Annotated in this window: 16 protein-coding genes (1 of these 16 only partly in view); 14 read left to right on the top strand and 2 right to left on the bottom strand. The window is 56.5% G+C overall.

What is annotated here, in order from left to right; all coding sequences use genetic code 11:
• Positions 1-404 precede the first annotated feature (404 nt).
• Both Q9L42_RS09595 and Q9L42_RS09600 read right to left on the bottom strand, forming a co-directional pair.
• A complete protein-coding gene (locus tag Q9L42_RS09595; protein WP_305908658.1) occupies positions 405-827 on the bottom strand; it encodes a hypothetical protein in 423 nt (140 codons plus the stop codon).
• A complete protein-coding gene (locus Q9L42_RS09600; RefSeq protein WP_305908657.1) occupies positions 824-2,134 on the bottom strand; it encodes a recombinase family protein in 1,311 nt (436 codons plus the stop codon). Before Q9L42_RS09600 ends, Q9L42_RS09595 begins: the two co-directional genes overlap by 4 nt.
• Between Q9L42_RS09600 and Q9L42_RS21465 the strand changes: the two genes are divergently transcribed.
• From Q9L42_RS21465 to Q9L42_RS09670, 14 genes are all read left to right on the top strand, one after another.
• Entirely contained in the window at positions 2,042-2,533 is a 492-nt protein-coding gene (locus Q9L42_RS21465; RefSeq protein WP_432648897.1) for a hypothetical protein, read from the top strand. The two genes, Q9L42_RS09600 and Q9L42_RS21465, sit on opposite strands and share 93 nt — an antisense overlap.
• A gap of 102 nt (positions 2,534-2,635) precedes the next feature.
• Positions 2,636-2,839, top strand: coding sequence for a helix-turn-helix domain-containing protein (locus Q9L42_RS09610; protein ID WP_011927933.1), 204 nt, complete (start codon positions 2,636-2,638; stop codon positions 2,837-2,839).
• A gap of 9 nt (positions 2,840-2,848) precedes the next feature.
• Positions 2,849-3,364, top strand: a complete 516-nt coding sequence (brxF, locus tag Q9L42_RS09615) for a BREX-3 system P-loop-containing protein BrxF (RefSeq protein WP_018076240.1) — start codon at positions 2,849-2,851, stop codon at positions 3,362-3,364.
• On the top strand, positions 3,361-7,092 hold the full coding sequence (locus Q9L42_RS09620) for a DUF6079 family protein (RefSeq protein ID WP_305908656.1): 3,732 nt from the start codon (positions 3,361-3,363) through the stop codon (positions 7,090-7,092). The genes brxF and Q9L42_RS09620 overlap by 4 nt, the downstream gene beginning before the upstream one ends.
• 91 nt (positions 7,093-7,183) lie before the next feature.
• Positions 7,184-10,006, top strand: a complete 2,823-nt coding sequence (locus Q9L42_RS09625; protein ID WP_349432689.1) for a DNA methyltransferase — start codon at positions 7,184-7,186, stop codon at positions 10,004-10,006.
• Between the two features lie 67 nt (positions 10,007-10,073).
• Positions 10,074-10,460 carry a four helix bundle protein gene (locus tag Q9L42_RS09630; protein WP_305908653.1) on the top strand — a complete coding sequence of 129 codons (387 nt, stop codon included), beginning with the start codon at positions 10,074-10,076 and terminating at the stop codon, positions 10,458-10,460.
• On the top strand, positions 10,457-10,753 hold the full coding sequence (locus Q9L42_RS09635; protein ID WP_305908652.1) for a hypothetical protein: 297 nt from the start codon (positions 10,457-10,459) through the stop codon (positions 10,751-10,753). Before Q9L42_RS09630 ends, Q9L42_RS09635 begins: the two co-directional genes overlap by 4 nt.
• Positions 10,753-12,054 carry an AAA family ATPase gene (locus Q9L42_RS09640; protein WP_305908651.1) on the top strand — a complete coding sequence of 434 codons (1,302 nt, stop codon included), beginning with the start codon at positions 10,753-10,755 and terminating at the stop codon, positions 12,052-12,054. The genes Q9L42_RS09635 and Q9L42_RS09640 overlap by 1 nt, the downstream gene beginning before the upstream one ends.
• Positions 12,055-12,058: 4 nt before the next feature.
• Entirely contained in the window at positions 12,059-12,721 is a 663-nt protein-coding gene (locus tag Q9L42_RS09645; RefSeq protein ID WP_305908650.1) for a DUF4276 family protein, read from the top strand.
• Positions 12,721-15,615 (top strand): DEAD/DEAH box helicase, encoded by a 2,895-nt coding sequence (locus Q9L42_RS09650; protein ID WP_305908649.1) that lies wholly within the window; start codon positions 12,721-12,723, stop codon positions 15,613-15,615. Before Q9L42_RS09645 ends, Q9L42_RS09650 begins: the two co-directional genes overlap by 1 nt.
• On the top strand, positions 15,612-17,606 hold the full coding sequence (gene pglZ, locus Q9L42_RS09655; protein ID WP_305908648.1) for a BREX-3 system phosphatase PglZ: 1,995 nt from the start codon (positions 15,612-15,614) through the stop codon (positions 17,604-17,606). Before Q9L42_RS09650 ends, pglZ begins: the two co-directional genes overlap by 4 nt.
• Positions 17,606-18,358 carry a hypothetical protein gene (locus Q9L42_RS09660; RefSeq protein ID WP_305910243.1) on the top strand — a complete coding sequence of 251 codons (753 nt, stop codon included), beginning with the start codon at positions 17,606-17,608 and terminating at the stop codon, positions 18,356-18,358. The genes pglZ and Q9L42_RS09660 overlap by 1 nt, the downstream gene beginning before the upstream one ends.
• A gap of 60 nt (positions 18,359-18,418) precedes the next feature.
• A complete protein-coding gene (locus Q9L42_RS09665) occupies positions 18,419-19,576 on the top strand; it encodes an SIR2 family protein (protein ID WP_305908647.1) in 1,158 nt (385 codons plus the stop codon).
• Positions 19,573-19,874, top strand: the start of a protein-coding gene (locus Q9L42_RS09670) for an ATP-binding protein (protein ID WP_305908646.1). The gene runs 1,396 nt beyond the window's last position; only the first 302 of its 1,698 coding nucleotides appear in the window; the start codon lies at positions 19,573-19,575; its stop codon lies off the right edge, out of view. Before Q9L42_RS09665 ends, Q9L42_RS09670 begins: the two co-directional genes overlap by 4 nt.

The following is a 19,874-nucleotide window of genomic DNA, read 5'->3' on the forward strand; positions in this document are numbered from 1 at the left end:
ACCCGTCTCTCTGGGGTCATTCTCCGGGGTGACGGGTTTTCTTTTTCCCCTTGTTTCTAAAGGGTTTGCGCCCGTTTCACATCTTTCCAAAGCACCTCTGTGCACCATCGATTCTCCCCATCCTCCAGCCATTCTTTCTCTGTTTGCCCCCAGATTCTCTGTTTTCTCCGGACCAAGTCCGAAGCGCGTCCGGAAAGCTACATCATTGATTGATATGGGTTTTCTGAATATTGCCGTTTTGGGCGGTTGTCTTAGGTCTTCGTTCGATGCCCCAACCGGACGTATTTTTCGAAATAGCCTTCCTCGGCGATGAAAAGAAGTGTGGTCAACTCCGGCTTCCTGTCTCAGCCAAAAGAAAAGCCGACGCTGATGGTCGGCTGTGGGGGTGGTCTCCGGTCCGGTCGTCAGTCGGTAACAAACCCGAACTGACGGCGCTGCTCGGCCCAGTCCTCGGGGAAGGTTTGGGTCAGCTTGGCCAGCGAGAGTCCGTTGGGCTCCTCGCCGTTGATCAGGGCTTCGACGATGTCCGGGGCCAGGGTCGTCAGCTTGAGGATGCGGGCCACATACGAGCCGTCGACGTCGAGGGTACGGGCAAGCTCGCTGATGGACTTGATCTGGCCGGATTCGAGGATGTCGGCCCAGGAAAAGGCCCTTGCCAGCGCCTGGAGGATGGCTGACTGCACCGGCTCCTGCGCCCCGGCTATTTCTCCATCCAGCGCCTGGGGAGCAATAACCGTCTTGCGGCCGCGCATACGCCGGATGAGCATTGGGATGTGGATCTGCAGGTTGCCGTTGTCGGCCACGGTAATGGTCGGTTTGATTTTCATCGGCTTGCCCTCCGTTCAGTGACTTCGCATGCCAGACCGGCCAGCTCGGCGATGAGTGTCGTCAGCCCGTTGGTGCGCAGCTCCATGTCGATTCCGGTCTCGCGAATCTCGACTCTGTCTACCAGGAGGCGGATGAGCCGGTTCCTCTCTATCGGAAAAAGGTCCTCCCAGAAGCCCTCGACATTCTGGAAGGCCTCCGAGACATCCAGCTCCGTGATGCTGTTCCCCTGGTAGGCTTTGCATCGCTCGCTCACATGCGTCAGTTGTTTCGAGAGCTCGACCGCTTGGCGGTTGACGGTCGTCGGCATCTCGGCCTTGCCCGGCTGATCGTTGCCGGGTTTCATCAGTTCGATGGCTTGCTCCCGAGCCTGTGACAGTTCCTTTTCGAGTTGGGTTTTCTGTTTGAACAGCCGCTCCCGCTCCGCCTGCTCGATGTCACGGGCCGCGAAGTAGGTCTTGGCCACCAGCGTCGGCGTGCGAAACACCGCGCTCAACTGCTCGACCACGGCCTGCTCGATGTCCCCGGCGGGAATCCGTTTGAGCGGGCAGCGGCTCACCGTCCGTTTGCTGTCTTTCTCGCAGATGTAATAGGTGTAGTGGCGACCGTTTTTGCGGGTGTAGGTCGGCCCCATCGAGCATCTGCAGTGGCCGCAGCGGATGACGCCTTTCAGAGGGGCGACCATTTTGGTTCTGGCCATGGAAATCTTGACCGGTTTGTTGTCTGCCAGGATGGCCTTAACCTTGTCCCAGGTCACCCGGTCGATGATCCCATCCTGCTCACCGGGGTAACTGCGGTCCTTATGGGCGATCTCGCCGATATAGATCCGGTTGTTCAGCAGCCGGTAAATATGGGCGGTATTCCACTCGGAGCCTTCGCGCACCTTGCCTTTCTTGGTGGTCCAGGCCTTGGTGCGGTATCCCTGCTCGTTCAGTTCCTGCCCCAACTTCTTGGCTGAGCCGATCTGGATGAACCGGCGGAAGATGTACTGCACCGTCTTGGCTTCATCCGGGTTGACCAGCAGTTTCTTGTTTTCTCGGTCGACGTCGTAACCGAGGATTGGCACACCGCCGCAGTATTTCCCCCGGCGCTTGGCGGCCGCCACCTTGTCCCGGATACGCTCTGCGATGACCTCCCGCTCGTACTCCCTCGAAGCTGAACACAAACCCGGAGGACCAGTCCCGAGACCAACCTCCGGCTCTTCGTCTACGGCACCCTGAAACGGGGCTACTGGAACCATCAACGCTTCTGCGCCCAGGTCCGCAGCATCGAACCAGCCGTGGTCTGGGGCAGGCTCTATCACCTTCATGCCGGGTTCCCGGCCCTGGAAGTGCCGGAAGGGCTGATCCTGGCCAAGGGGCACCGCCGATCCACTGGCCGACGCCCGCAGGCAGCAAGAGATCGGTACGCCTCGCTTCGGTCGCCCAACCGGCGACTGGGATCTGATCCATGGGGAATTGATGACCTTCTCCGACCCGCAGCGCGACCTGCCGCCCATCGACCAGCTGGAAGGCTTCCGGCCCGGCGGCCACAGCATGTACCAGCGGGTGATGGTGGCGGTAGCCAGGGGCTCAATCGCCTGTGCTGTATGGACTTACACCATGTATGCGCCTCAGAACGGCGAACGTATCACAAACGACAATCAGGCCGTTTTTTGGAAAAGTCGTCTCTATTCGGCACAAAACGCTTGATTATGGCAATCCATTAAAGTAGTTTATAGAGGTTAATTTGAGGCACTGTGTCCGGATTTCGGGTTTCCCGGAGACCTTCGGGCTTTTACCGAAAACATGATGAACGAAGGACGAAGGCTATGGATGAGAGATGGCTGACGGTCGATGACATTTGCAAGTATCTGAATGTAAGCAACGAGACGGTCTACAAGTGGATCGAGCAACGGGCTATGCCCGGTCACCGTGTCGGCCGTCGCTGGATGTTCAAACAAGACGAAGTGGACGAATGGGTCCGCTCCGGCGGTGCGGCTGATAAATCCGATAAGCCGGACACCGAGCAATAAGGAGCGACCATGGCCGAGCCGATTCACGACAAGATAAAACGATCCCTACAGGCAGCCGAAGGCTTGTATCACCGCCTGGTGTTGCTGGTGGGTGAGACCGGTTCCGGCAAGACCGGCGTTCTTCGGGATATTGCCGAGGAATTCGGCTCATCTGTCGTCAACGTCAATCTGGCGCTTTCAGGCGAACTGCTTGAGCTGACGGCAAAGCAGCGGTCGCTTCGGTTGCCGGGCATCCTCGATCAGATCGCGGACCAGGCTCAAGCACCGGTGGTGCTGGATAATCTCGAGATCCTCTTCGACAAGGATCTCCAGCAGGACCCCTTGCGCCTGCTGCAGTCCATTTCGAGAAATCGGGCCGTGGTGGCTTCGTGGAACGGAATCATGAATTCCGGGAGGCTTTTGTACGCCGAAACCGGCCATCCCGAGTACCGCAGCTATGACTCGGTCGATGCGCTGATTGTGGGCATGGATGGCACGGCCACTGTCGATTCGGCAAAAAACAATAGAGAGGCAGGACAAGCATGAAATACGGAGACCTTATCCAATTCGACCCGATTGAGTCGGTCGTTCAGTTGCGTGACGCGGACAAATCGAGCGCCGCACACACCCTCGTGAACACCTATGTCATTTCCGAGGAAATGGCCGAACGGCTCACGCAGCTTGTCATTCCTCAGATGCAGTTCGACCAGCCGGTCGACAACAAGGGCCTGCTGGTCGTCGGTAACTACGGCACCGGTAAGTCGCACTTGATGTCGGTGGTCTCCAGCCTTGCCGCAGACGCCTCCCTGCTGGAAGGGCTGAAAAGCGAAGGTGTCCGCGACGCAGCCTCTCAGATCGCCGGGCGTTTCAAGGTCATCCGTACCGAGATCGGAGCCACCACCATGTCCTTGCGCGACATCCTGGTGGCCGAACTGGAAGAGCATCTCGAAAAACTCGGTGTGGAGTATGTGTTCCCCGAAGCCGGGACCATCACCAGCCACAAACGGGCCTTCGAAGACATGATGGCCAAGTTCGGCGAGGTCTTCCCCGAACACGGCCTGCTGCTGGTGGTCGATGAGCTGCTCGACTACCTGCGCACCCGCAAGGACCAGGAGCTGATCCTCGACCTCAACTTCCTCCGCGAGGTCGGCGAGGTCTGCAAGGACCTGCGCTTCCGCTTCATGGCCGGTGTCCAGGAAGCCATTTTCGACAGCCCCCGCTTCGCTTTTGTCGCCGACAGCATCCGCCGGGTGAAGGACCGCTTCGAGCAGATCCTTATCGCCCGCAGCGACGTGAAATTCGTGGTGGCCGAGCGCCTGCTCAAGAAGACCACCGAGCAACAGGCCAAGATCCGCGACTATCTTATGCCCTTTGCCAAATACTATGGCGGGCTCAACGAGCGCATGGACGAGTTTGTCCGGCTCTTCCCGGTGCATCCCGGTTACATCGACACCTTCGAGCGGGTCACCGTGGTGGAAAAGCGCGAGGTGCTCAAGACCCTGTCCATGGGCATGAAAGGCATTCTTGGCAAGGACGTGCCGCAGGACGAACCCGGCCTGATCGCCTTCGACAGCTATTGGGGTACCCTCAAGCAGAACGCTTCGTTCCGCGCCATTCCCGAAATCCGGGCAGTCATTGATTGCAGCCAGGTTCTGGAATCCCGCATCGAGAACGCCATCACCCGCAAACAATACAAGCCGATGGCGCTACGCCTGATCCATGCTCTGTCCGTCCACCGCCTTACCACTGGCGACATCTATGCCCCCATGGGCGCATCCGCCGAGGAACTGCGCGACCGTCTCTGCCTGTTTGATCCGCTGATCGCCGAGCTGGGTAGCGACGAACCCGACAAGGATCTCCAGACCCATGTGGAAACGGTCCTGCGCGAGATCCACAAGACAGTCAGCGGCCAGTTCATCTCCTTTAATGCTGACAACCGCCAGTTCTATCTCGACCTGAAGAAGACCGACGACTTCGACGCCCTGATCGACAAGCGGGCCGAAAGCCTGGGCCAGGCTCAGCTCGACCGCTTCTATTACGAGGCGCTCAAGCGGGTCATGGAATGCCAGGACGCCACCTATGTGACCGGCTACAAAATCTGGCAGCACGAACTGGTCTGGCAGGAGCACAAGGCAGCCCGCTCCGGCTACCTCTTTTTCGGGGCACCGAACGAGCGTTCCACCGCCGTGCCGCAGCGGGACTTTTACCTCTACTTCATCCAGCCCAACGATCCGCCGCGCTTCAAGGATGACAAGGTCAACGACGAGGTCTTCTTCCGCCTGAAAGGCACCGACGAGGAATTCCAGACTGCGCTGAAGAGCTATGCGGCCGCACTGGATCTTGCAGCCACCTCATCGGGCCATGCCAAGGCCACCTATGAATCGAAGGCCAACGGTTTCCTGAAGAAGCTGGTCCAGTGGCTGCAGAAGCACATGAGCGATGCCTTCGAGGTCACCTATCAGGGCCGTGCCAAGTCCATGACCGAATGGGCCAAGGGCAAATCCATCCGCGACCTGTCGGGCCTGTCGCCTCACGAGACTATCAACTTCCGCGACTTGGTGAACACCATCGCCGGTGTCTGCCTGGCACCGAACTTCGAGAACCAGGCCCCGGACTATCCGTTCTTCTCGGTCCTGATCACCGGCAACAACCGCGCCCAGGCAGCGCAGGACGCCCTGCGGGCCATTGCCGGGCAGAACCGCACCAAGCAAGCCACCGCCGTGCTGGACGCCCTGGAGTTGCTCGACGGCGAGAAGATCGATCCCTACAAATCGAAGTACACCAAGTTCATCCAGGATGCCGTCAAGGCCAAGGGCCACGGCCAGGTGGTCAACCGTAGCGAGATCATCCAGGACGACCACGGGCTTGAGTACATGAACCCGGGCGGCTCGCGTCTGGAGCCCGAATGGGTCACCGTCCTGGTGGCGGCGCTGGTCTACTCCGGCGACATCGTGCTCGCCATTCCGGGCAAAAAGTTTGACGCCACCGGCCTGCAGCAGCTTGCCGCGACCGGCATGGACGAGCTGGTCCGCTTCAAGCACCTGGAGCAGCCGAAAGAATGGAACCTGCCCGCGCTCAAAGCGTTGTTCGAACTGCTCGGCATGACACCGGGCATGGCTCAGCTCGTCACCCAGGGCAAGGACGAGCCGGTGCAGAACCTGCAGCAGGCGGTGGGCAAGATCGTCAAGCGCATCGTCATGACCCAGCAGACCCTGCGCGAAGGGCTCTCCTTCTGGGGCCTGGACCTGCTCGCGGGCACCGATCTGGCCAGCCAGGCCAGCGGGCTGGACGAGGCCAAGAGCTTCTTTGAATCGCTCCAGGCCTACTCCTCGCCGGGTAAGCTGAAAAACTTCCGCTACAGCGCTCCCGAAGTGCTGGCCCACGAAAAGGCCGTGAAGGCCCTGGATGAGCTGGACGCCCTACGCGAGTTCATCATGGACCACAGCCCGACGGCGTCCTGGCTCTCCACCGCCGAGGCGGTGCTGCCCGCCGAGCACGACTGGGTGGATCGTATGAAGACCACCCGGCAGGACGTGCTGGATGCCCTCAAGCAGGCCGACCTGACCGAGCTGGCCAGCCAGTCCCAGTCCATCGGGGCCAAGCTGCAAAAGCTGAAGAAGGATTACACCGTCGCCTACATCGGTCTGCACGCCAAGGCGCGGCTGGGCGTGAACGACGACAAGCGAAAGGCAGGCTTGCTCAACGACCAGCGCCTGCAAACCCTGCTCAAACTGGCTGGTATCGACCTGATGCCCCGGCAGCAGCTCACCGATTACCAGAACCGCCTGGCCGGACTGAAAAGTTGCTTTGCCCTGACCGAGCAAAACCTCGACGCCTCGCCCATCTGCCCGCATTGCGGGTTCCGGCCTTCGGTGGAAACCGGTGCGGCGGCAGGCTCACAGATGATCGACCAGATGGACGCCCAGCTCGATGCCATGGTGACGGCCTGGACCTCGACCATCCTCAGCAACCTGGAGGACCCGATCACCCAGGCCAACATGGACCTGCTGAAGATCGATGACCGCGAACCCCTGGAAGCCTTCATCAAGTCGAAGGAACTGCCGGTGCCGCTGGACAGCAACTTTGTCCATGCATTGAAGGAAGTGCTCTCCGGCCTGGTCAAGGTCACCGTCAAGGCGCAGGAGCTGCAACAGGCCCTGCAGGTCACCGCTGGCCCGGCCACCCCAGCGGAGATGAAAAAACGCTTTGAGGAGTACATCGATCAGCTCACCAAGGGCAAGGACCCGGCCAAGGTGCGGATCGTCATGGAATAAGAGTGACTAAGCGAGTGACCAACTTCGCCGAGCTTGGTCACCCGCAAAGTGACCAAGCTGAGACACAAGACGAAAGCCAAGGATTATGAAGATGAAAGAAACCAGTTTGTTCGACTCGCTGCTTGAAGAGCCGCAGAAGCCCTCCGGCCCGGTGACTTGCCTCGGCATGACCTTCGAGAACGATGAGGCCCGCCGCGCCCACTTTACCGAGGAGCTGCGCAAGAAGCTGCAGGACCCGGAGTTCCGCAAGATCGAAGGCTTTCCCATCGGCAGCGACGAGGACATCCTGAACCTGAGCGATCCGCCGTATTACACCGCCTGCCCGAACCCATGGATTGCCGATTTCATAGCTGAATGGGAGGCGGAGAAGCCGAAACAGCCTGAAGGCTATCACTATCACCGTGAGCCATTTGCGACCGATGTGAGCGAGGGGAAAAACGACCCCATTTACAACGCGCACTCCTACCACACCAAGGTACCGCACAAGGCCATCATGCGTTACATCCTCCATTACACGCAGCCGGGGGATATCGTGTTCGACGGCTTCTGCGGAACCGGTATGACCGGTGTAGCGGCGCAGATGTGTGGCGACCGCGAAGTGGTAATGTCGCTCGGCTACCAAGTGAAGCCGGACGGCACCATTTTGCTGGAAGAGGCGGATGAAGATGGCAAAAAGGTTTGGCGACCGTTTTCAAAACTAGGCGTCCGCAGAGCGATTCTCAATGATCTGTCTCCAGCAGCAACGTTCATCTCGTACAACTACAACACGCCTGTAAATCCATCTTCTTTCGAACGCGAAGCCTACCGGATATTGAAAGAAGTCGAAAAAGAATGCGGTTGGATGTATGAAACAAGGCATTCGGATGGACGAATCGGGACAATAAATTACACCGTTTGGTCAGATGTTTTTGTCTGTAATGAATGTGCTGGTGAGGTCGTTTTTTGGGACGAAGCCGTCGATGAGCAAAATGGCAAAGTCCATGACAGCTTTCCTTGTCCTCACTGTAATGCCGAGTTAACCAAAAGACGTATCGAGCGGGCCTGGGTAAATAAGTACGATGTTGCTATTGGAGAAACGATTAAACAAGCCAAGCAAGTTCCAGTGCAGATCAATTACTCTGTCGCTGGAGTTTCTGGCCGTTTTGAAAAAAAACCTGACGAAGGTGATCTTGCTTTAATAGCTAAAATTGAGAATGAGGACATTCCATACTGGCATCCATCTTTACGCATGATCGAGGGACGCGAAACGCGAAGAAATGATCCCATCGGCATTACGCATGTTCATCACTTTTACACAAAGCGTAATTTGCGCGTGCTCGCAACACTCCGGCACATCCTTTCGACCTCAGAGATGGAAAGCCAGTTGCTTTGCCTCGTGGGTGACCAACTCCCAAGAGCAAGCAAAATGCACAAAATCGCTGTCAGCCGCCTTAATACTAATCTCTCCAAAACAGCAGGCGTTCTTGCGGGAACTTTGTATATACCGTCCAACCAAATTGAGTACTGCCTGATCGCGATGATCGGATTCAGAATCAAAGACGTTTCCTCGTATTTGAGCAAAAGAGACGGTAAAACCAAGCAGATTGTTTTTACGTCATCATCAGAGAAGATGCTGATGCCAGACAATTCTATGGACTATTTTTTCTTCGATCCACCATTTGGGGCAAACATCAACTATTCTGAGCTTAATTCACTCTGGGAGGTTTGGTTAAAGGTATTAACAAACAATAAGCCTGAGGCTGTGGAAAATAGCTCCCAAGGTAAAAGTTTGAATGAGTATCGCCAGTTGATGGCGGCTTGTTTTGAGGAGGCATATCGATTACTTAAGCCGGGTCGCTGGCTTACTGTTGAATTTTCTAATACCAATGCATCCGTATGGAACAGCATCCAAACCGCTCTGACTGAAGTTGGTTTCATTGTAGCGAATGTCTCGGCTCTAGATAAAAAACAAGGCAGCTTTAAGGCAGTAACCACACCTACAGCAGTCAAGCAAGACCTTGTCATCTCAGCATACAAACCCAATGGCGGTTTTGAAGAGCGCTTCCAGAAAGAGGCACAAACCGAAGAAGGCGTGTGGGATTTTGTCCGAACCCACCTAAAGTATCTGCCAGTCACCAAGCGCCAAGGGCCACTAATGCTTTTTGTCCCCGAGCGCGACCCTCGCATCCTGTTCGACCAGATGATCGCATTCTATGTCCGCAAGGGTTACCCGGTGCCGATCTCCAGCCAGGAGTTCCAGGTCGGACTATCGCAGCGTTTCATTGAGCGTGACGGCATGTATTTCCTGCCGGACCAGGTGGCCGAATACGACCGCAAGAAGATGACCTCCGGTGCCCCACAGCAGCTTTCGATGTTCGTCTCCGACGAAGCATCCGCCATCCAGTGGCTCCGCCAGCTCATCAAGGAAAAGCCGCAGACCTTCTCCGACATCAATCCGCAGTTCATGCAGCAGCTCGGCGGCTGGAGCAAGAACGAGGCCCAGCTGGATCTGCGCGAACTGCTGAACCAGAACTTCCTCTGCTACGACGGAAAAGGCCCTGTGCCCGAGCAAATACATGCCTACCTCTCCACCAACTGGAAAGATCTGCGTAACCTGCCGAAGGATGCCCCGGCGCTGGTGACCAAAGCACGCGACCGCTGGTACGTGCCCGACCCCAACAAGGCAGGCGACCTGGAGAAACTGCGCGAGAAGGCGTTGCTCAAGGAGTTCGAGGAGTACAAACACGTCAAGAAGAAGCTCAAGGTCTTCCGCCTGGAAGCTGTCCGCGCCGGATTCAAGAAAGCCTGGCAGGAGCGCGACTACGCAGTCATCGTCGCCGTGGCCGACAAGATCTCCAACAACGTCCTGGAAGAAGATCCAAAACTGCTCATGTGGTTTGATCAAGCAGTTACAAGGCTAGGGACGAGTGGTTAGTGGCGAGGGGCGAGAAAGGAAAAGCAGGGGCGAGTGGCTAGTGGCGAGGGGCGAGAAAGGAGTGAGCATGCAGGTAAAAAGTTATAAAGATCTGATCGTATGGCAAAAGTCGATGGATTTAGTGGCAATGGTGTACCAGGTGACCAAGACGTTTCCGAAGGAAGAGCTTTATGGACTGACGAATCAGCTTCGGCGAGCCGCCGTTTCCATTCCATCCAACATTGCTGAGGGACAAGCCAGAAATTCAACCGCTGAATTCAGGAATTTTCTTTCCATAGCTCGTGGCTCGCTGGCTGAAGTCGAAACCCAGTTGCTTATTGCCGAGCGGTTGAAATATATCGACTCTAAAAAACTGGATGAGATTCTGAATATCCAGGGTGAAATCAACAAAATGACGAACGCACTGATGAACAAACTCGCCCCTCACCACTTTGACCGGAGGGGAATGAAATGAGCGGTGGACATTTTGACTACAAAGAAAACTATTTGGGATACATCGCTGAGCAACTCGAACAGGATATCGAGTTCAACGATGTCGAGTATGACAGCTCCAAACCGATAGATACGCCTTACGGATTTCAGCATCAGCCTGAGACAATGGAATACCTGAAAATTATGGTTGATGAGCTGTACAGACTCCAAGAACTGCTCCATGAGTACGATTACGCCGTCTCCGGCGATAGTTCGAAAGAGCAGTTTCTTGAAAAGGCGAGATCGGTTTATAGAAGAAAGGTGGGAGGCGAGTAATGGCAAAAATAGAAGGTTTTCGAATAAAGAACTTTAGGGCGTTAAAAGATGTCACACTTGGTCGCCTCTGGAATCAGCAGCAGGCCGAGCCTCTCACACCCATGACGGCGGTTATTGGCAAGAACGGTGTTGGCAAGAGCACGCTGTTTGACGCCTTCGGGTTTCTTGCGGATGCTTTGAAGTCTGGTGTAGAAGAGGCGTGCGACTCTCGCGGCAGGGGAGGATTTGAGCGAATCCGGGCGCAAGGTCAAAAAGGGCCAATCGAATTCGAGGTCTATTACAAGGAAGATGGGAATGCCCGCCCCATCACCTACGAAATTTCCATTGATGTCGATAGTTCAGGTCGTCCGTATGTCTTGAAAGAACGTCTCCGGCAGAGGCGCAAGGGCCAGAAGCACGGATGGCCCTTCTCGTTTCTTGTGTTGAACAGTGGAAAAGGTGTTGTTTGGAAAGGCGATCAAGAAGGCCGTCAGATCGATGAAGAACAGGGTGAGTTTGACCTGCTTGGTTTGATGGAGTCCATTAAATCAGGTGAGGCGAAAGAAGAGTCTAAAGAATCTAAAGAAACCGATGTTGTCGAGCTTGACGACATGCGCAAGCTTGGGATTGCCACGCTGGGTTCGTTGAAACAACATCCGAGGATTTCCGCGTTCCGCAAATTTATCGAAGGGTGGTACCTCAGCTATTTCACTCCAGACGCAGCGAGGAGCCTGCCGCTCGCCGGTCCTCAGAAGCATCTCAACATCCATGGCGACAATCTCGGAAACGTTGTGCAATTCATGGAGCGGGAACATCCAAAGCGTTTCCAGGCTATTTTGAACCGGATTGCGGAAAAAATTCCCGGCATCAACAAGATTGATACAGAAAAGACAAACGATGGCCGCTTGCTGCTGCGGTTCAATGACAAAGGTTTTCAAGATCCTTTTTATTCGCAACAAATGTCCGATGGCACATTGAAAGTGTTCGCGTACCTCCTGTTGCTCGAAGACCCGACACCACCGCCGTTTTTATGTATCGAAGAGCCGGAAAATGGCTTGTACCATAAACTTCTCGAATCCTTGGCAAAGGAATTCCGTGAGCATGCGACAGGCCGCAAGGGTGGATCTCAGATTTTCATTACGACCCATCAGCCCTATCTGGTTGATGCCTTGGAACCTGCCGAGGTCTGGATTCTGGAAAAGGGATCGGATGGCTATTCAGTAATCCGCAGAGCGAGCGATGATGCCATCGTCAAGAACATGGTGGCCGAAGGTTTACCGCTGGGTGGCCTTTGGTACAGCGATTATCTGGACGCGAGGTGATCGGATGCATTTTGAGATCCTCGTTGAAGACCAGTCCGGCAAGAAAGCGCTCGATATCCTTGTCCCGAAAATCATCGGTGATGACCATACGTTCAATGTTCATCCCTATAAAGGCATAGGCCGCATTCCGAAGAATCTCGGCAACAAGGCAGATGCAAGCAAACGCATCCTGCTCGATCAGCTCCCAAAGCTTCTCCGTGGATACGGTAACACTTTCGCCAATTATCCAGCTGATTATCCGGCGGCTGTAATCCTTGTCTGCGATCTTGATAACAAGTGCCTGAAAGCGTTTCGCCAAGAGCTTTTCAATATCCTGAATGCTTGCAATTCCCAGCCAGATACCCGGTTTTGCATTGCCATTGAAGAAGGTGAGGCTTGGTTTCTTGGCGACATCCCAGCGGTCAAATCTGCCTATCCAAAAGCCAAAGACGCTGTCCTGAATACATACGTAAATGATTCCATTTGCGGCACTTGGGAGCGCTTGGCAGAGGCAGTCTATAGCGGAGGCTTTGCCGCACTTTCAGCAAAAGGTTGGCAGGCTGTCGGTGCCGAGAAATCGCAGTGGGCTGAAAAGATTAGCCCGCACATGGATGTAACAAACAACGCTTCCCCAAGTTTTGCTTATTTCCGCCAAAAGTTGCTTGAACTCGCTGGAGCCCCGGCCTGATGGAATCCCCTTGGCAATACAGCACCGTTCATAACAGCGCCTGCAAGGTCATCGAGGAACAGACTTTGTGGGGGCAGACGGTGTGCCGTGTCTGGTTGCCGAATTCTGATTCTGTTGTACGAATCCCGGCTTCCGGTCTGATTCCACTCGCCTCTCGCCCCTCGTCACTAACCACTGATCATATTGCCTATGTGGCCGCCGCAGCCAAGGTGGCCGAGGTGCTCGAAGGCTCCACCAGCGCTACCGACGGCCATGTGCTGCTGGCTCCCATGGAGTCCAACGTCATTCCGCTGCCGCACCAGATCCACGCCTTGTTCCGGGCCACCTCCGGCGACCGCGTGCGCTACCTACTGGCCGACGAGGTGGGTCTCGGCAAGACCATCGAGGCCGGGCTGGTCATGCGCGAACTCAAGTTGCGCGGGCTGGTGCGCCGAACTCTGGTTGTCTCTCCCAAAGGTATTGCCACCCAGTGGGTGGCGGAAATGCAGACCCACTTCAATGAACAGTTCCAGCTTGTGCTGGGCGACGATATCAGCACTTTGCAGCGGCTGGCACCCGAAGCGGACCACCGGAACTCCGCCTGGTCGATGTTCGATCAGGTCATCGTCTCCCTGGATTCGGTCAAACCCATGGACAAGCGGCGCGGCTGGACCGCCGAGCGCGTCGCCGAATACAACCGCAGCCGGTTCGAGGATCTGATTACCGCCGGTTGGGATCTGGTGATCGTGGACGAAGCGCATCGGCTGGGCGGCAGCACCGATCAGGTCGCCCGCTACAAACTCGGCAAGGGGCTGGCGGAAGCCGCACCCTATGTGCTGCTGCTTTCGGCCACGCCTCACCAGGGCAAGACCGATGCCTTTCATCGTTTGATGAGCCTGCTGGATGACGACGCCTTTCCGGATATGGAGAGCGTCTCCCGCGAGCGGGTGGCTCCTTATGTCATCCGCACCGAGAAGCGCAAGGCCATCGATGCCGACGGCAAGCCGCTCTTTAAACCCCGGCGCACGCAGATGGCCCCGGTGGCCTGGGAAAGCCGACACCACTTGCAGCAGCTCCTCTATGAGGCAGTAACCGACTATGTGCGCGAGGGCTACAACCAGGCCCTGCGCGAGAAGAAGCGCCACATCGGCTTTCTGATGATTTTGATGCAGCGCCTGGTGGTCTCCAGCACCCGGGCGATCCGCACCACGCTGGAACGGCGACTCGTGGCGCTCAAGGATGGCGAGCAACAAGCCAGCCTGCGCCTGGTGGAACTTGAAAATGGCGCGGAGGGATCGGAAAGCCCAGACGATGAAATAGCCGAGCTGTACGACATGGACGGCCAGGATTTGCTCGATGAGCTGCTGAAATCCCACGTGTCGGCTCTGCAGAGCGAAGGCAGCCATGTGGAGACCTTGCTTGACGCGGCGGTCCGTTGTGAGCAGGCGGGTCCGGATGCCAAGGCCGAGGCGCTGATCGAGTGGATCTACAAGCTGCAAGCCGAGGAAAACGAACCGGATCTGAAGGTGCTGATCTTCACCGAGTTCGTGCCGACCCAGCAGATGCTGAAGGAGTTTCTGGAAGCCCGGGGAATCTCGGTGGTCACCCTGAACGGCTCCATGGCCATGGAGGAACGTGGGGCAGCCCAGGATGCCTTCCGCAAATCGCACCGCGTATTGGTCTCCACCGATGCGGGCGGTGAGGGTCTGAACCTGCAGTTCGCCCACGTCATCATCAACTACGACATCCCTTGGAACCCGATGCGGCTGGAGCAACGTATCGGTCGCGTGGACCGTATCGGCCAGCCAAAAACCGTACAGGCGATCAATTTCGTATTTGAGGATTCAGTCGAGTTCCGGGTCCGCGAAGTTCTGGAGCAGAAGCTCTCGGTGATCTTCGACGAGTTCGGCATCGACAAGACCGGCGACGTGCTCGACTCGGCCCAGGCCGGTGAGTTGTTCGAGGATGTGTTCGCCTCGGCCATCCTTAATCCTGACGGCATCGAAACCTCCGTCGATCACACGGTGGCCAGGATTCGGGATGAGATCCAGCAGGTGCGCGAGGCCTCCGCCATCTATGGCATCTCCGAAGAGCCGGATGTGCAAACCGCTGAGCGTCTGCGCTCGCATCCGCTGCCCCACTGGGTGGAACGGATGACGGTCGGTTACCTCAACTCCCATGGCGGTATGGCCAGTCGCAAGCGCTCCTGGTGGGATCTGAATTGGCCTGACGGTCAGGAACACCGCAAAGCCGTATTCAGCGCCCGAGAAGCGAATCGCTTGACCGACGCAACTCTGCTCAACCTTGAAAATAGCCGTGTCCGTGGTCTTGCCCTGAACCTGCCCCAGGTCGCGGCAGGTCAGCCATTGCCTTGCGTAACCGTGAGCGGACTGCCAGCGAGCATCTCCGGGCTCTGGGGGCTCTTTGAGATCCGCCTTCGGGCCGGAATGCACCAGAAGACACAACTCCTGCGCATCCCCATGGTGCGGCGTGGCTATGTCAGCGTGTTTTTGAGCGAGGAAGGCAAACTGTTTCTGCCCACGGCCCGGCATATCTGGGATGCGTTGCAGACAGCGGAAGCCGAGGTGCAATCCACCCTCGGGCAGGATGAATCTATCACCGCCCATGAGCGTTTGCAGATTGCTGCCGAACAGGCCGGACAGGAGCTGTTCGACGCCCTGCAGCAAGCGCACCTCGCTTCGGTGAACAGGGAAGAGGAACGCGGCATGGTCGCCTTCACCTCACGGCGCAAGGCCATCGAACGGGTGGGGCTGCCCGAAGTGCGCCAGTACCGTCTGGCCCGCTGCGCTGCCGAGGAAAATGAGTGGCGGCATGAACTGCAATCAGCGCGGCAGATCGTACCGGAAATCCGGTCGCTGCTGATGCTGCGGATCATCAAGGGAGGCGCTCAATGAGTAGTTGGCGAGACGCCATCCTGAACGACTTTGTGCCCAACGTCAGCAAGCTGACCCTGGTCGCGGACCCGGATTGTCTGCTGACCGAGGAGAAGCTGGCATTGGAGCTTCGCGGGCGCGGGTTCGACCTGATCGAGTTCAGTGATCCGGTCGAATTCAGATACGCCTATGAGTCAAAGTACCGTTCGATCTGGGACCGGGGTGAGCACACCGATCTGGTGGTAGTCCTCCGCTTGCAGGATGCGGAGCTTGAATCCCTGCCATACGACCTGCTCCAAGCAGGCCGCAAGCTTTCATTCAATCTGGGGGATCTGTTCCCAACGCTTAGCTATCCGGTGATCGAGAAGCTCGACCGAAGCCTGCTGGACGCACTTTTTGAGGCTCAACGCAAGTCGCCGCCGGATCGCATGGGCGATAACGCCACCAAGGATTTCATCCTCCGCCATGTGTTCGGCATCGCCGCTGAGCTGATTGCCAGCGAGGTGGAACTGCTTCGCGCCTTGCTTCGCCTGCACTATGGGAAGCTACAGATCCCGCAGATGCTGGCTGAGCGGCTTATCCAGGTTCTCAAAGGGCATGATGGATTCAAGGCTTGGCCGCTCTCTGAAATCGTTCCGGACGATGAGGCCTTTTTCGCCTTTTTGCAGGAACGCTGGCCGCTATTTCTTTCCAGGCTCGGCAGCGCTCATCAGTTACGGGAGGATTCGCCGGAATACGGTCTCAAGTATCCCGGCCCTGATCGCCTGTCGTTCGACCATCAGGACATCAAGGTCTACATCGACAACCTGTTCCTGGAGGGGAAACTCACCCCTGTCGAGGCCAAAGGCATTGAAGTGGATGCCGGGTCCTGGGTTCGAAGCGGCATCGCCACGTCCGGCGTGGACGATGACGAGCTGCGGATCTCTCGCTTGTTTGGCCTTGTCGAGAAGGAACTGCCCACTGCGGAAGCGCGTTACTCGGACTGGACCGCCTTTGCATTGAAATGGGCCGAACTTTCTTCGCTGGTTCATTGTGGCAACAGCACCGAGTATCAGACCCGGCTCAGGGAAATCGGCGATGCACTGAACACGATCTTTGCCGCTTGGCTGGCCGACCACTACTCCAGTCTGATCAACTTGCCGCCGACCAATCCGGCCATGCTCCACCATGTGCCGCGCCGCCTGGCTCGGGATATCGAGGACTCCGGTAGCAGCCGTGCGGCGTTGATTGTGGTTGACGGCCTGGCCTTGGATCAGTGGGTAACCATTCGCCAGCTTCTGCAAAAGCAGGACGCCAATCTGGTCATGCGCGAATCCGCGACCTTCGCCTGGATTCCGACGCTGACCTCGGTATCGCGGCAATCGATCTTCTCGGGCAAGCCGCCGCTCTATTTCCCGTCATCCATCAACTCGACCAACAGCGAAGAGAAACTCTGGAAGCAGTTCTGGGAAGGCCATGGTCTGTCCCGGCTGGATGTCGCTTACCAGCGAGGTCTTGGCGACGGCGATGCTGCGGGCGTCCTCGACTCCGCAATCCACCCCGGGAAGACCAAGGTGGTGGGGTTGGTCGTGGACAAGGTGGACAAGATCATGCACGGCATGCAACTCGGCTCGGCCGGGATGCACAACCAGATCAAGCAGTGGTGCCATGCAGGATTTCTTTCCGCGATGGTCGGCCAACTGCTGGATTACGGCTATGAGGTCTGGCTGACGGCCGATCACGGCAACATCCAATGCGAAGGCAAAGGCCGCCCGTCTGAAGGTGTGATTGCCGAAACTCGCGGCGAGCGGGTTCGTGTCTATCCCACGCCGGAACTCCGCGCTCAGGTGGCCGGGGCCTTCCCGTTTGCCCACGAATGGCAGCCGGTCGGTTTGCCCGCAGATTATTTCCCCCTGGTGGCCGGTGGCCGCGACGCATTCGTGAACCCGGGAGATGCCATCGTAGGTCACGGCGGTGTAGCCATCGAAGAAGTCATTGTGCCCCTTGTGAAGTTTGAAAGGAGGACACGGTGATGGGCAAAAGACACGAAGCCATCGGTATCAAACAGGCGATCCGTTTCGAGTGGATGCAGAAAGCAGCCAATCTGCTGCTGGCGGGACTCGACGCCAAAACCATCCGTCAAGAGCTGCACGAATTTCTCGCGGACAGGAAAGGCAACGGCTCCGAAGGCGAACGAAGCGACCAGACCCGAACCTTTGTCGTTGATAACCTGGTGAAAACTTGGGTATCTCCGGACCCGGTACTGGTTCCTTTCCGGGATGCGGCACTGGCGTTTTTGCGTAAGCACCCTTCGATGGGTCTTGCGGTTCATTGGGGGATGATCTCGGCGGTCTATCCTTTTTGGTTCAATGTGGCCCGGCAGACCGGTCGTCTGCTGGCTCTGCAGGACCAGGTCACCCACACGCAGATCGTTAACCGGCTCAAGGAACAATATGGCGACCGACAGACTGTCAGCCGCTGTGCACAATATGTTATCCGCTCATTTGTCGCCTGGGGAGCCTTGAAGGATTCCGAAGCCAAGGGCTGCTATGAGAAAGTCGCTCCGGTGAGCATTGCTGATTCGGATTTGGCCATCCTGATGTTCGAATCCGCACTCCTGGCCACCCCAGAGGCCAAGGGCGCATTGGGGCTGCTCCTGAACAATCCGGCTTTCTTCCCATTCCAGCTCCCCGTGATGACCGGAGACTTTGTATCCCAACGCAGCGAGCGGATCGACGTGGTTCGCTATGGACTGGACGATGAGCTGTTGAAACTGAAGGCATAGCGACACATGGCAAGGAATGAAGTCAAAAAATCGGAACAGAAAAGTTGAGGAGGGTTTCGTATGAGCGCATCTGACAATCTTGAAGCAATATGGACTGCTCCATTTGGTGACGCTCTGGATGCCCTGGACGCGCTTATGGCACAGCATGGGAGAGTGTTCCTGATCGGTGCGGGTTGCAGCAAATGCGCAGGCCTACCGTTGATGGAAGAACTTACTGCTAAGGTACTGGGTAGCGGTGTGCTGGACGCTGACACCACAGATATTCTCAAGGGAATTCAGGTCAGCTTCGCTGGCGCGAGTGGTCCAAATATTGAGGACTACCTTAGTGAAATTATCGACCTTCTGGCCATTGCTGAGAGAAGGTCTGAACGAGGCGCAACTGATAACCAGGTCTTTATCAAAGACAAGCAATATTCTGGACAGCAGCTGAGGGAATCTGCAGAAAAAATAAAGCGCACTATCTCTGACATCATTGAGTGTAGCGACAAGAAAATTGATGTGGCGGTTCATCGAGAATTCGTAAAAGCGGTTCACCGCCCGATTCGACCAGGCAAAACAGACGGCCTTGGTTGCGTGGATTATCTCTGCCTCAACTACGACACGCTTCTTGAAGATACCCTCGCGCTTGAGAGAATTTCTTTCTCAGATGGTCTGGATGGCGGAGTCACCGGATGGTGGAACCCTACAGTTTTTGAGCGTGACGGGATCTCGTCGAGGATCTTCAAATTGCACGGCTCCATAAACTGGTGTGAGTTCGATGGCGATCCGCTTCCACGCCGTGTCGCCGGTAATGTCAATGTTCAATCCGAGGGTGACAAAAGAATCCTCATTTGGCCTGCGTCAACCAAATACCGCGAGACTCAAAGAGATCCCTACGCTCAATTGGCCGAACATGGGAGAAGAGCATTAAGGGCTGCTCCGGGGTCACAGAAAATTCTCATTACTTGCGGGTATCGCTTTGGAGATTCACACATCAACCTCGAAATTGACCGTGCGCTGCGTGAATCGGATGGTCGGCTTACTGTCGTAGTGTTTACTTCTGACAATGATCCACAAGGCCAACTGAAGGGGTGGCATGATGATCCCGCCATCACCGAACAGGTTCTCATTTTCGCAAATCGTGGCTTCTTTCATGGCAGCAATAAAACGTCATCCGACGCCGACCTACTTTGGTGGAAGTTTGAAAATCTGACCCGCCTGCTTGGAGGTAAAAGATGAGCATGTCGACCCGTAATCCCAATGAGCCAATTGAGAATCTGGCAATCGGCCAGATAATTGAGGTTGATGGATCTCGCCTTGTAGCCGAGTTGAATCCAACTCTCTCGGAACTCTCGCGTGTGTATGCGGGAGAAACCTATCCTATCGGACAATTTGGTTCCATTGTCAGAATCCATTTCGGGCGTCGGCTCGTCTACGCGTTGGTCGGCCGACTGAGGATGAAATCTGAATTTCAGGCGGAACGAGGATTGGTGCCTGCATCATCTTCGGATGAAAGAATTGTCGAAGCCGACCTGTT

Origin of the sequence: Methylomarinum sp. Ch1-1 (assembly GCF_030717995.2) — a bacterium.
GTDB classification, from domain to species: Bacteria; Pseudomonadota; Gammaproteobacteria; order Methylococcales; family Methylomonadaceae; genus Methylomarinum; species Methylomarinum roseum.

Bases quoted from the DNA above. Each gene is read 5' to 3' on its own strand.
- Q9L42_RS09595 (WP_305908658.1), bottom strand. From the start codon at position 827: ATGAAAATCAAACCGACCATTACCGTGGCCGACAACGGCAACCTGCAG.
- Q9L42_RS09600 (WP_305908657.1), bottom strand. From the start codon at position 2,134: ATGAAGGTGATAGAGCCTGCCCCAGACCACGGCTGGTTCGATGCTGCG.
- Q9L42_RS09610 (WP_011927933.1), top strand. From the start codon at position 2,636: ATGGATGAGAGATGGCTGACGGTCGATGACATTTGCAAGTATCTGAAT.
- brxF (WP_018076240.1), top strand. From the start codon at position 2,849: ATGGCCGAGCCGATTCACGACAAGATAAAACGATCCCTACAGGCAGCC.
- Q9L42_RS09620 (WP_305908656.1), top strand. From the start codon at position 3,361: ATGAAATACGGAGACCTTATCCAATTCGACCCGATTGAGTCGGTCGTT.
- Q9L42_RS09625 (WP_349432689.1), top strand. From the start codon at position 7,184: ATGAAAGAAACCAGTTTGTTCGACTCGCTGCTTGAAGAGCCGCAGAAG.
- Q9L42_RS09630 (WP_305908653.1), top strand. From the start codon at position 10,074: ATGCAGGTAAAAAGTTATAAAGATCTGATCGTATGGCAAAAGTCGATG.
- Q9L42_RS09635 (WP_305908652.1), top strand. From the start codon at position 10,457: ATGAGCGGTGGACATTTTGACTACAAAGAAAACTATTTGGGATACATC.
- Q9L42_RS09640 (WP_305908651.1), top strand. From the start codon at position 10,753: ATGGCAAAAATAGAAGGTTTTCGAATAAAGAACTTTAGGGCGTTAAAA.
- Q9L42_RS09645 (WP_305908650.1), top strand. From the start codon at position 12,059: ATGCATTTTGAGATCCTCGTTGAAGACCAGTCCGGCAAGAAAGCGCTC.
- Q9L42_RS09650 (WP_305908649.1), top strand. From the start codon at position 12,721: ATGGAATCCCCTTGGCAATACAGCACCGTTCATAACAGCGCCTGCAAG.
- pglZ (WP_305908648.1), top strand. From the start codon at position 15,612: ATGAGTAGTTGGCGAGACGCCATCCTGAACGACTTTGTGCCCAACGTC.
- Q9L42_RS09660 (WP_305910243.1), top strand. From the start codon at position 17,606: ATGGGCAAAAGACACGAAGCCATCGGTATCAAACAGGCGATCCGTTTC.
- Q9L42_RS09665 (WP_305908647.1), top strand. From the start codon at position 18,419: ATGAGCGCATCTGACAATCTTGAAGCAATATGGACTGCTCCATTTGGT.